6 protein-coding genes are annotated in these 12,621 nt (G+C 71.4%); 3 read left to right on the forward strand and 3 right to left on the reverse strand.

Annotated features, from left to right (window positions below; genetic code table 11):
- Positions 1–10 precede the first annotated feature (10 nt).
- Positions 11–1,180: an FAD-dependent oxidoreductase gene (locus Pen02_RS20795; RefSeq protein ID WP_239141023.1), complete on the reverse strand. Its 1,170-nt coding sequence runs from the start codon at positions 1,178–1,180 to the stop codon at positions 11–13.
- On the opposite strand from Pen02_RS20795, the gene Pen02_RS20800 reads away from it, so the two are divergent.
- The gene (locus Pen02_RS20800) at positions 1,109–1,930 is read left to right on the forward strand and encodes a TetR/AcrR family transcriptional regulator (protein ID WP_239141024.1); all 822 of its coding nucleotides are present in this window, start codon (positions 1,109–1,111) and stop codon (positions 1,928–1,930) included. The two genes, Pen02_RS20795 and Pen02_RS20800, sit on opposite strands and share 72 nt — an antisense overlap.
- A 239-nt stretch (positions 1,931–2,169) precedes the next feature.
- Positions 2,170–3,405, forward strand: a complete 1,236-nt coding sequence (locus Pen02_RS20805) for a glycosyltransferase (RefSeq protein WP_203867739.1) — start codon at positions 2,170–2,172, stop codon at positions 3,403–3,405.
- A gap of 128 nt (positions 3,406–3,533) precedes the next feature.
- On the opposite strand, the gene Pen02_RS20810 is transcribed toward Pen02_RS20805, so the two are convergent.
- Entirely contained in the window at positions 3,534–4,583 is a 1,050-nt protein-coding gene (locus Pen02_RS20810; RefSeq protein ID WP_203867740.1) for an extracellular catalytic domain type 1 short-chain-length polyhydroxyalkanoate depolymerase, read from the reverse strand.
- 153 nt (positions 4,584–4,736) lie between these two features.
- The gene (locus tag Pen02_RS41895; protein ID WP_239141026.1) at positions 4,737–6,656 is read right to left on the reverse strand and encodes a PT domain-containing protein; all 1,920 of its coding nucleotides are present in this window, start codon (positions 6,654–6,656) and stop codon (positions 4,737–4,739) included.
- An 875-nt stretch (positions 6,657–7,531) separates the two neighbouring features.
- Here Pen02_RS41895 and Pen02_RS20820 point away from each other — a divergent pair.
- Positions 7,532–12,621 (forward strand): type I polyketide synthase (locus Pen02_RS20820; RefSeq protein WP_239141027.1); only part of this gene is annotated, 5,090 nt, incomplete at its 3' end.

Raw genomic sequence — 12,621 nt, forward strand, 5'->3', positions numbered from 1 at the left:
GCGGTCAGGCTTAGAGGCGCTCGCCCGAGGTGCGGGGCCCCGGAGCTGAACCCACTGCGGGTGCCGGCTCGGTGGGCCGGGGCGTGAAGAAGCGGACGATGTCGTCGGCCGCGCCGGGGGACAGCATCATCGCCTGTACCCGTGTGGACATCTCGGCGATCGGGTGGATTCTGCTGAACATCGCCTTCTCGTACGTCCGGATCGCCGAGTCGGGGTCGGCGGGGTTGCCGACGAGTTCGGCGGCGAGTTCGGCGGCGTCGAGCATGGCTTGGTTGGCGCCCTCGCCGACCGGCGGCATGAGGTGCGCGGCGTCACCGATGAGGGTGATGCCCGGCCGGTGGGCCCAGCGGGTATCGCTGGGCATCGCCTCGATCCGGCGTGGGATCGGCGGGCTGTCGGCGCCTTCGATGAGTGCGGTGAGGCTGGGGTCCCAGCCGTCGAACAGGTCCAGCAGGACGCGCTTGCTGCGGTAGGTGTCCAGGTGGTGATCGTCCGCGCGCAGCGAGATGCCGACTCGGAGGCTGCCGTCGCCGAGGCGTTGTGCGGCCAGGATCTGGCTCACGCCGATGCACCAGAGGTTTCCGGGGCCGACCAGATCGGCGAGATCCGGGTGGCGCCGGTCGACGTCGCTGATGGTCAGCTCCACCAGGGTGGCGACGGCGGAGAGTGGCGCGTCGGTCAGCAGCGACCGCACGACCGAGCGGGCACCGTCCGCGCCGACGAGGACGTCGCAGTCGGCGCTCTGGCCGCCGTCGAACGTCAGCCCGAAGCCTCCGTCGGGTCGTGGCGTCGCCGTGACGAGCCGGCGCTGCCAGGCCACCGCGTCGGCGGGGAGCGAATCGAGCAGCAGATCCCGCAGCGCGCTGCGGTCGATCTCGGGGCGTCCGGAGAGCGAGCCGGGTGCTGGCTTGTGGTGCACGAGCGTGCGTCCGGCCGGGTCGAGGATGCGATGTTCCTCGCCCTCCGGCCGTGCCTCGGACCGGAATCGGCCGGCGAGGCCGGCATCGGCCAGGGCTCGTTGCCCGGACTCCGGGTGCAGGTCGAGCGAGCCGCCCTGTGATCGCGCGGATCGGCTTGCCTCGCGTTCGTACACGACCGTGTCGATGCCGTGCAGGTGCAGGATTCGGGCCAGCGTCAGGCCGCCGAGGCCACCCCCGGCGATCGCGATTCGCATCATCATCTCCGTTACCGTACGCTGTACCTCATGGATACGCCGTACGGTAGCGCACCGCTGCCCGTCTGGGAACGGCCCGAGCCCCAGCCTCGGGCGGCGCCGGTGCCGCTGAGCCGCGCGAAGATCGCCGACACGGCTATCCGGATCGCCGACGCACACGGCCTCGACGGGCTGTCGGTACGCAAGATCGCCAAAGAGCTCGGTGTCGGTCCGATGCGGCTCTACGACTACGTGACCAACAGATCCGAGCTGCTCGATCTGATGGTCGACGCGGTGTACGCCCAGATCGCCGAGACCGGCCAGCACTCCGGGTGGCGTGCCATTGTGCTGGCCATCGTGCACCGGACCCGCGAGGCCGCTCTTGAGCACGAGTGGTTCGCCGACCTGCTCGGCGCCAGGCCACACCTGGGACCGCACGCGCTCGCCGTGGGCGAATCGACCGCGGCGGCGCTCGGGCAGGCCCCTGGCGTACACGGCATCGACGATCTTCAGCGGGCTTTGGGTGCCCTCAACGCGTTCGTCGTCGGCGCGCTGCGCGGCGAGATCACCGAGCGGCGTACCGCCCGTTCCACCGGTACCGACGTCGCCGCCTGGCAGGCGGCCCTCGGGCCCTACCTGACGCGCATGCTCGAAACGGGCCGCTACCCCACCGTCGCCCGACTCGTGATCGACGGCGCCCACCTCGACGCCGAGGAAACCTTCCACCACAACCTGATCACCATCCTGGACGGCATCACCGGCCATCCCCATCCGTGACCCACAGCTCGCGGGCCAGCACCTCCTGGACACCGGTACACCTCGATCGGGTTCCGCCGTCATTTCAACATGTGCCCATAATGGGGACTTGCGTTAAGAGTCTGGTGCAGGTGCAGAATTTGTGACCGAGAGCGTAATCAGCTCGCGGTTTACGGAGACGAATTCATGTTCACGATTTTCCAGCCAAGGAAGATGCGCCAGCCAAAGAACAGGCGATGCTCTGCCGGAAGTGAGTCCTGATGCGCGTGTTGCTGTCGACAATCGGATCGCGGGGCGATGTTCAGCCGCTGGTGGCACTGGCTCTACAGTTGCGGGCCGTCGGTCAGGAGGTGCGGCTGTGCGCGCCGCCCGACTTCCAGGACTGGAGCGAGCGCCTCGGCATCCCCATGACGCCCATCGGTCACGAGGTGCGCAATGCCGTACCCCTCGGTTCGCCGGGTACGCCGGTCCAACTCTCGCCCGAGCGTCGACGTCAGCTCGCGGAAGCCACGGTCGTCACACAGTTCGAGACGATCGCGGCGGCGGCCGAGGGCTGCGACGTCATCGTGGCCGCGACCGCCCTACAGATCGCCGCTCGTTCACTGGCAGAGGTTATGGGAATCCCTTACGTCTTTGTCGCGTACTGCCCGACGGTCCTGCCGTCGCCGTTCCACGCACCACCCATAATGCCGCTACCAGGGGGACAGCCGTTAACGCCCGCGAACGCCGACAAACGCGAGCTCTGGGCTGCGAACAGACAACGCTTCAACGACGCGTTCGGCGCTGTGCTCAACTCGCACCGGGCATCGTTGGGGCTGGCCCCCGTCAATGACGTACGCAGCCACATCTTCACCGACCGGCCCTGGCTGGCCGCCGACCCGGTGTTGGCGCCCTGGCCCGATCCCGCAGACCCGGTCGGATTCCAGACAGGGGCCTGGATGATGGTGGACGAGCGTCCGCTCTCCCCGGAACTGGAGACGTTCCTCGACGGCGGCGAACCACCCGTCTACTTCGGCTTCGGCAGCATGAGCGCGCCGCAGGACCTCGGTCAGGTGATGGTCCAGGCGGCCCGTGCGCTCGGTCGCCGTGCAATCGTGTCCCGGGGCTGGGCCGAGCTGTCGACGGTTGACGACGAGCCCGACTGCCTGGTCATCGGCGACGTCGACCATCAGGCGTTGTTCAAACGGGTCGCCGCCGTCGTCCACCACGGCGGCGCGGGAACCACCACCGCAGCCGCGCGGGCCGGTGCGCCCCAGGTCATCGTTCCCCAGATATACGACCAGCACTACTGGGCAGAACGGATCGACCGCCTCGGTCTCGGTGCCGCGCACCCGGCCGGCGCACCGACCACCGACTCGTTGACGAGCGCTCTCAAACACACCCTGCAACCCTCCGTCGGTGCCCGTGCCCGGTCCATCGCCGCCGGCGTACGCACCGACGGAACAGAGGCGGCCGCCCGGTGCCTGATGACCGTCGGCACGCGGAACCCGTCGTGAACGGCTTCGGTCCCGGCGGTCCGGGCCACCGTCGACTACGACCACAGCGGCAACCCGCTGTTCCCGGGCCGACGGCCTCCGGGTGAACTTCCCGGTGCGGAGGCGCCCACCGGTCAGCCGGGCCGGGATCAGCTCTGTCGCGCGTGGGTGCTGAAGAAGCGCCAGATGGATTCGGTAGCGGCCAGCGCCGTTGCCGGCGGGTCCAGCCCGAGCAGGCGCTCCGCCGCCGTCTGCGGCGCACCGCCCGGCCATTGGTGTCCGGCGCCGGCGATGGTGATCAGTTCGACGTCGCGCCCGCCCGGACAGCGGGCGGCCGACGTGCTGACCGGTCCGACGGTACGCACCTTCGGCGCGGCGCACCGGGCGATCTCACGCCACCTGTCGATCTGGTCGGGCACGGGTCCGCCGTCGATCTTGACCGGCAACGGACCGGTGCCGCCGTTGTCCAACTTCCCCGGCCGACCGTCGTACGGGACCACGTCGTCGGCGGTGCCGTGGACATGGATCACGGAGATCGGCGCGGGTGACGGGCACTGCCCGAGTAGCGTGCCGGCCACCACCCCGATGGCGGCGAAGACGGTGGTCCTGCAGGCCAACTGATAGGCGAGCATCCCGCCGTTGGACATCCCGGCGGCGTAGACCCGTGCCGGATCGACCGGCAACGCGGCGGAGATGGCGGCCACCGTGGCGCTGACGAACGCCACGTCGTCGATGCCGTCCCGGGCGGGCGGTCCGCAGCAGTCGCTGCTCACCGCCCAGGAGCGGCGCAGACCGTCCGGGTACGCGACCAGGAACCCGTACCGGTCCGCCGCGCTGTTCCATCCGTACGCCGTCTCCGCCTGGCGGCCGTTGCCGAGGGCGCCGTGCAGCATCACCACCAGCGGTACCGGCGCCGACAGCGACAGCGTGGCCGGCCGGTACAGCCGGTAGGTGCGTTCCCTGCCGCCCACGGTGACGCTGCGGGCGGAGGATCCCACGGCGACGGCCGGGATGCCCGGTCCCGGTGTGGGCGCCGCGGTCCCGGTCGGGGCGGTCCCGGGGGGTGCGGTCGACCCTGCCTGCTCCCGGGCCGGCCGCACCGCGTCGCAGCCGATCAGCACGGCGAGGGCGCTCGTGATCGCCAGCGCCGCCGACGCGCTGCGCAGCACGGCGGCGGCTCTCCTGACTCGCTGGTCCATAGCCTCGGCCCCTCGCGATGTCCTGCTACTCGTCACCGATGGTCGTTGGCCGGTCGGCAACCGCCGACCGGCCAACGACCGCACGCGATGGTCACTTCCCGGCGGATCGTTGTTGCCTCCGACCGGGACCGGCCATCTCTACCTGGTTAAGGGTCACCGCTTGGTAGCGGGCGACCTGGGGTTGGCCAGGGGCAGCCGGATCAGCTCCCAACCGCCCTCCGGAACATCGTCCTCCCTGTCGGTCCGCAGGTTCATCGGGTTCGCCATACCGAGGTAGAGAGCTGACCGGTCGGCCACGATGGTGCGGATCCCGTAGTTGAGGTAGTTCCCGAGTCCGGTGGTGCTGACCGGCTTGGCCGGCTTCTTCGGGTTGTCGAAGACCCACAGGTCTGCCCCGGACGTGGCGGGAACGGCGTCACCGAGCCCGGCCTGGACCGGTACGCTGACCGTCGACGGCAGGTCCTTGCCGACATAGGTCCAGTCCATGGTGCCGACGTACAACGAACCGCCGGCCACCACCATCTTCCAGGTGTAGTTGTTGTAGGAGTTGCCGAATCCGGACTCGCCGAACTTCGGCTTGTAGCCGGTCGGGCGGAGTTGCCACTCGCCCGCCCCGTCTTTCGCGTCCGGGTCGAACGCGGGCAGTTCCGCCGCGCCGTACAGCAACTGGGCCTTGGCCTTGCCCTTGTCGAAGTTGCTGGCCCGGAAGACGCTCGTCGAGCGCTGCGTGTTCTGGACCGCGATGCTGCTCTCCTCGTCACTCGCCGGCCGGTAGCGGAGCGCGTGCGCCTGCGTGGCCTTCATCGGCACATGCATGGTCCCCCAGTAGAGGTGACCGCCGTAGGAGGCGAGACCGCCGAGGCCGTACGACGCGGCCACGGCCTTGTCCGGCTCGTACTGCGCCGCGCTCCACACCTGCCGCCAGGAACCGGCGTCGCTCGCGGTGAGGCCCCGCTTTCCGTCCGTCAACCACCCGCTCATCCAGACACCGGCGATGGTGCTGGACTTGAGACCACGCCCGATGCTGGGCCAGGTCGTGACGAACATCCGTCCCTTGTGTACGACGAGGTCCGCGACCTGTGCCGGCAGCTTTGCCACCACCGTGAACCTGAACGGGCTGGACTTGCTGCCGGTCCAGCGCAGCACCGCACCTCCGGCCAGACCGTCGGGTCCGGCGCCGACACCGGCGTAGAGAGCCCCGTCGGCCACCACGATGTGCCGGATGGTGCCGTACGCCGCGACGGTGGTCGACCCGAGGTACCGGCCGGACTTGGCGTCGAAGGCGAACAGGTTGATGCCGAGGACGCCCGGTCCGCCGAGCAGCACCACGCCCCGGTGCGTGCCGGCGGCACGGATCCCGACCGTCGACTCCAGCCGAACCCGGTCGAGCGGGGACTTCGTGGTGATGGCTGCCGTCTTGTCGGTCAGTTTGCGGGTCGACGTGTCGTAGAGGTAGACCTTCGGCGGGCGCCAGTCACCCGCTGCCGGCGGTATGAACGGGTTCGTGGCCCGCTGCCGGCTCTCGCCGTACTCGCACACGTAGTCGTCGTTCTCGATCGGCTTGGCCTCGGTGAGGCTTATCCCGAGGGTGAGGCAGTGGACGTTGGCCGCCGTGCCGAACCACAGGTGGTTGCCCGACTTGGTCAGCCCCCACACGTACGACTGGTTCACCTTCGGCTTGCCGTACTCGCACTGCCACTGTGGCGGGGACGGCGTACCGATCCCGCCGAAGCACTCGTCCGGCATGGCCTTCGCCAGCAGTTCCGATCTGCCCCCCGCTTCCGCCGACTCTACGGCTGGTGGCGCCGCCGACGGTACGGCGCCCGGTGCCGCCGATGGTCCGGCGGTCGGTGCCGCCCGCTGTCTGTCGCCCGGTGCCGCCGACTGTCTGGCGGTTGGCGGTGCCGACCGCTCGCCCGCGTCGGGTGACACGTCGTCGAGCAGGTGTTTCTGTACGGCCGGTCCGGCGCTGGCGGTGCCGTGCGCGGCCGGCAGGCCGGCGAGCGTCAGCGTGGCTGCCAGAACGGTCGCGGTGGGGAGCAGTGACCGGGCAACGTTCCGGGTCCTGTCCATGCGTGATCCTTTCCTGATAGCGGGTTCGTCGCGTGGCTTGTCGCCACGAACCTCGGCGTAGGCGGAGGACCGGGGAGCAGGCACCGCCCGATGGGCAGGGCGAAGCACCCGCTGGTCGCGGGAGGGTGACGCCCCATGGTGAAGATCGCTGACGCCGTACTCCGGGTGGGAGGGCGGCGGCGGTTCTGCCGGTGCCGGCAACCCGCTTACGTCTGCTGGAACCGGTACGAAGACGAATGTCCTGCCAACATCGACAGCTCCAGCCCGAGGTAGGTGGCAACTAACTACATCATGACAATAGCTCGTGAATCGGGCGTCAGGTGCGAAAGGCATGGAAGCGGTCGAGGGCTGTGCGCCACCGCCGGGATCCCGCAGTACCAGCAGGTCACCGCGGGGGACGCCGGCCGCGCGGCGGACGGAGCGTGGCCGCACGGGGCGCGGTGAGCCGGACAGAATAGGATAGTTGTCCCAGGAGATCCATAGTTAGCTAGTAATCAGATAAAAGATGACAGATCGCTAATCCGGCTCTTCGCGCATCCGCACGTAGAATCCCCCCAAATGGGAGCAGAGGCTAGGCCGGCGTCCACGACATCTCCCCGCACCGCGGACGGAGTGCTGGAGCGCCCGCGCAGCTGACCCGATGAGGGAGTTCGATGAGTACTGCGCCCGCCGGGAGTGAGCCGGTCATCGTCATAAACCCGTGTAGCGGCGTAGAGCCCGGTCCGCGGATCGTGGTGGCCGCCGGTGCCGGCGGCGGCCTCGGTGTCCTGGATCTTGCCCGAGGTGACCGCCGGGCGTTGGCGGCGCTGGAACAGGCCGCGTCGTGGTCGGCGCGGCCCGTCGGGGTGCGGGTTCCGGCAGGTTGTGCCGCCACGATGGCCGACGTGGAGCGCGCCGCGCAGGGCCGCCTGAGCCTGGTGGTGTTGCCGCCGGACGGGGCGTGGTCGCCGCGCGAGGTCGCGCGGCGGCATCGGGTACTGGTGGAGGTGACCAGTCGGGCCGAGGCGCGTACGGCGGCCGAAGCCGGCGCGTACGGGTTGATCGCGCGCGGTTCGGAGGCGGGCGGGCGGGTCGGCGAACTGAGTTCGTTCGTCCTGGTGCAGCAGTTGCTGACCGACGAGGCGCTGCGCCTGCCGGTCTGGGTGGCCGGTGGCATCGGGCCGCGTACGGCCGCCGCCTGCGTGCTCGGCGGTGCGGCCGGCGTGATACTGGACAGCCAGTTGGCGCTGATGCCGGAGTCGGACCTGCCGGAGGACGTGCGGGCCGTGATCGGGCGGATGGACGGCTCGTTGACGGTGCTGCACGAGGGCGTGCGGGGAATACGCCGGGACGGTCGGCGGGACGGCACCGCCGAGGTGCTGCCGGTGGGCCAGGACGGCTGGCTGGCGGCGGTGTTCCGGGACCGTTGGGGAAGTACGGCCGCGGCGGTGCGCGGCGTCCGCCAATCGATCGAGGACGTGGTCGGGGAGGCCGTGCCCGGTGGGGTGCTGGCGCCGGGTGCACCGCTGGCCCGGGCGTTGGGTGTGCGGGTACCGGTGGCCCAGGGGCCGATGACGCGGGTCAGCGACGTCGCGGGGTTCGCGGCGGCGGTGGCCGCCGACGGCGCCCTGCCGTTCGTCGCGCTCGCCCTGGCCAGCGGCGAACAGTCCCGGCGGATGCTGCGGGACGCCGCGCAGGCGCTGGGTGAACGTCCGTGGGGGGTGGGCGTGCTCGGTTTCGTCCCGGAGGAGCTGCGGGCGGCGCAGCTCTCGGCGGTACGCGAGGTCCGGCCGCGCGTGGTGATCATCGCGGGTGGCCGGCCGGCACAGGCCAAGGCGCTCGAAGCCGAGGGCATCAGCACGTTCCTGCACACGCCGTCACCGGGTCTGCTGCGGCAGTTCCTGCGGGCCGGGGCGCGGCGGTTCGTGTTCGAGGGTGCCGAGTGCGGCGGGCACGTGGGGCCGCGGACGAGCTTTCCGCTGTGGGAGGCGCAGGCGCTGGCGTTGGAGGAGTTCCTCGACGACGCGCCGGCCGGGACCGCCGCGCAGGTACAGGTGTTCTTCGCCGGTGGCGTCCACGACGCGCGTTCGGCGGCGATGGTGGCGGCGCTGGCGGGGCCGTTGGCGCGGCGCGGTGCGCAGGTCGGGGTGTTGATGGGTACCGCGTACCTGTTCACCAGGGAGGCGGTCGAGCACGGGGCGATCCAACCGCTGTTCCAGCGTGAGGTGATCGCGGCGACGGAGACGGCGGTGCTGGAGACGGCACCGGGACACGTGACGCGCTGCCTGCCCAGCCCGTACGTCGACGACTTCCACCGGGTACGCCGGGAGTTGGTGGCGGCCGGGGCGGCCGGCCGGCAGGTGTGGGAGCGGCTGGAGATGCTCAACGTCGGCCGGCTGCGCATCGCCAGCAAGGGCCGACGGCGCGACGGAGCTGCCCTGGTCGCGGTGGACGAGGCGGGTCAGCGCGCCGAAGGGCTGTTCATGGCCGGCCAGGTGGCGGTGCTGCGGCACGCGGAGACGACGGTGGCCGCCCTGCACACCGACGTGACCGTCGGGGCGCAGCGCTTCCAGGCCGAGCGGGTCGCGGCGCTGGCGGCGACGCTCGGGGCGGGCGTCGAGCCGGCCGGGTCGACACCGACGACACCGCTGGACATCGCCATCATCGGGATGTCCTGCGTCTTCCCGGACTCACCGGACCTGGCCAGCTTCTGGCAGACGATCCTCAGCGGCCGGGACGCCGTCACCGAGGTACCCGCCCAGCGGTGGCCGGTGGAGACGTACTACGCATCCGAGGTGGGGCCGGGTCAGGCGGGCCGGATCAGCGTGTCGAAGTGGGGCGGGTTCCTCGCGCCGGTGCCGTTCGACGCGATCGGGTACGGCATCCCGCCGGCGGCGCTGGCCAGTACCGATCCGACCCAGTTACTGGCTCTGGAGACCGCGCACCGGGCCCTCGTCGACGCCGGGTACCGCTACGACACGCCGGGCATCGACCACTCGCGTACCGGGGTGGTGTTCGGCGCCGAGGCGGGTAGCGACATGGGGCACGCGCAGACGCTGCGTACGATGCTGCCCGCCTATCTGGGTGAGGTGCCGGCGGCGTTGCAGGACCAACTGCCCAGGGTCACCGAGGATTCGTTCCCCGGCGTGCTGGCCAACGTGATCGCCGGCCGGATCGCGAACCGGTTGGACCTCGGCGGGCCCAACTTCACCGTGGACGCGGCGTGCGCGTCGTCGCTGGCGGCCGTGGACGCCGGATGCAAGGAACTCACCGAGGGCACCAGCGACCTGATGATCTGCGGTGGCGCCGACCTGCACAACGGCATCAACGACTACCTGATGTTTACCTCGGCGCACGCGTTGTCCCCGACCGGCCGGTGCCGCTCGTTCGACAGCACCGGCGACGGCATCGCGCTCGGCGAGGGCGTGGCGTGCGTGGTGCTGAAGCGGCTCGCCGACGCCGAGCGCGACGGTGACCGCGTCTACGCGGTGATCAAAGGGCTCGGTGCCTCCAGCGACGGGCGCGCCCTGGGCCTGACCGCGCCGCGTGCCGAGGGGCAGCGCCGGGCGCTCGACCGGGCGTACGCCCGGGGCGGCATCTCGCCGCGACAGGTCGGGATGGTCGAGGCGCACGGCACCGGCACCGTCGTCGGGGACCGTACCGAGCTGGAGACCCTGACCCGACTCTTCGTCTCCTCCGGCGCGCAGCCGGGCAGTTGTGCGCTCGGTTCGGTCAAGTCGCAGATCGGGCACACCAAGTGTGCCGCCGGGCTCGCCGGAGTGCTCAAGACGGCGCTCGCGCTGTACGCCGGGATCAGGCCGCCGACCATCAACCTGACCCGCCCCAACCCGGCGTGGGATCCAAGCCGCAGCCCGTTCGCCTTCTTCACCGAGGCCCGCCCGTGGGGCGTCGCGGCCGGTGAGCGGATCGCCGGGGTCAGTGCGTTCGGCTTCGGCGGCACCAACTACCACCTGGTGCTCGCCGCGCACCCGCACACACCCGAACCGCGCCACGCCCGGCAGGAGTGGCCGGCCGAGCTGTTCTGCTTCCGTGGCCCGGACCGGCCCACGGCGCACCGGGCCGTGCAGAAACTGGCCGCCGCGCTGCGGACCACCGACCGGTACGGCCGGCCGTGGCGACTGCGCGACCTGGCCGTCACCGCCGCCTCGGCGGCCGACCCACGCTCCGGACCCGTCCAGGTCGCGATCGTCGCCCGCGACCCGGCCGACCTCGACCAACTCCTGCGCCGGGCCCTCGCCGGTGAGCACGACCCCGGGCGGGGACTCGTCCAGCCACCCCGGCAGCCGGCGGAGGGTACGGCCGGCGGAAAGGTGGCGTTCCTGTTCCCCGGACAGGGCAGCCAGTACCCCGGTGCGCTGTCCGAACTCTTCGTCACCTTTCCGGAGGTGCGCCGGTACCTCGAACTGGGTGCGGACATGGCGGACCTGCTGTTTCCACCGGCCGCGTTCGACCCGGACACCGAACGCGCCCAGCGGCAGGGGATCCGCGACACCCGAGTGGCCCAGCCCGGTCTCGGCATCGGCGGCCTCGCCGTCGACCACCTGCTGCGCCGGCTCAACATCCACCCCGACCTCACCGCAGGGCACAGCTACGGCGAACTCGTCGCGTTGTGCGTCGCCGGTGCCTACGACCCGCCGACCCTGCTGGAGCTGAGTCGCCGACGCGCCGACGCGATCCTCGCCGCCACCGGCGACGATCCCGGCACCATGGCCGCGGTCACCGCCACCGCCGACCGCGTCGGCGCGGTCCTGGCCGGTGCCGGCCTCGCCGACCGGGTCGTACTGGCCAACCGCAACGCGCCCACCCAACAGGTGATCTCCGGCCCCACCGCCGCCGTGCAGGACGCGATCGCCGCGCTGAAGGCCGCCGGCCTGACGGCCCGGCACCTCAACGTCGCCTGCGCCTTCCACAGCCCGCTCGTCGCCGACGCGGCGGGGCGCTTCGCGCAGGCGCTCGCCGCCCACCAGGTCACCGCACCGGACGTCGAGGTCTGGTCGAACCGCACCGCCACCGCCTATCCGATGGACGCAGACCGGGTACGGCACGAACTCGCCGCCCAGCTCGGCGCCCCGGTCCGCTTCGTCGAACAGATCGAAGGCATGTACGCGGCCGGCGTACGCACCTTCGTCGAGGTCGGGCCGGAGCAGGTGCTCACCGGTCTGGTCCGGGCCACCCTCGCCGACCGGCCGTACCTCGCCGTCGCCTGCGACAGGCGTACCGGCGAGGGGCTCCGGGACTTCCTCGTCGCCGCGGCACAGCTCGCCTGTGCCGGCGTACCCGTGCAGACCGGCTGGCTGTTCCACGGCCGCGACGCCGTCGAAGTCGCCGCTGCCGCCTCCGACGGTCGTCCCTTCTGGACTGTCGACGGGCAACTCGTCCGTGACCGCGATGGCGCCAGCCCCACCGGCGGCATGACGCCCCCACGACGCATCAAGGAGTCGTCGATGACCAGGACAATCAGGCCCACCGCCGGTGGCCGTGACACCTATGCCGCGCCCACCGCCGGTGGCCGTGACACCCATGCCGGTCGGCAGGGCGGTGACGAACTGCTACTTGCCGAGTTCCTCCGGACCAACCGCGAGCTGATCGCCTCCCAACGCGACGTCATACTCGCCTACCTCGGCAATGCCAGCGGGGTGGACGTCGCCGGGCGGGCGTCGCGGACACCCCACCCGGCGGGTCCGCCGGTCGGCGCGGCAGACGTCGCGGTGAGTTCACCGGTACCGGTCCCGCTGGTGCCCCCGAGCCAGGCCGTACCGATCTCGCCGGTGTCGGCGGCAGCCGGTGCGTCCGTACCAGCCCCGTCGGCGCTGGCCACGGCCGACCCACCGGTACCGGTTTCGTCCGGGCCGGCGTCCGGCCTGTTGCCGGCGTCCGGGCCGTCCGGGAACGGGCGGGCGGGCATCGGCATCGGCGGTGCGGTCGCCGCCGCCCCACTCCCGGCCAAGCCGCCGGATCTCGATTT

This window comes from Plantactinospora endophytica, from assembly GCF_016862915.1.
Taxonomy (GTDB): domain Bacteria; phylum Actinomycetota; class Actinomycetes; order Mycobacteriales; family Micromonosporaceae; genus Plantactinospora; species Plantactinospora endophytica.

What these genes read in the sequence shown, in the direction of transcription:
- Pen02_RS20795 (WP_239141023.1), bottom strand. Translation starts at nt 1,180, where the DNA reads ATGATGATGCGAATCGCGATCGCCGGGGGTGGCCTCGGCGGCCTGACG.
- Pen02_RS20810 (WP_203867740.1), bottom strand. Translation starts at nt 4,583, where the DNA reads ATGGACCAGCGAGTCAGGAGAGCCGCCGCCGTGCTGCGCAGCGCGTCG.
- Pen02_RS20805 (WP_203867739.1), top strand. Translation starts at nt 2,170, where the DNA reads ATGCGCGTGTTGCTGTCGACAATCGGATCGCGGGGCGATGTTCAGCCG.
- Pen02_RS41895 (WP_239141026.1), bottom strand. Translation starts at nt 6,656, where the DNA reads ATGGACAGGACCCGGAACGTTGCCCGGTCACTGCTCCCCACCGCGACC.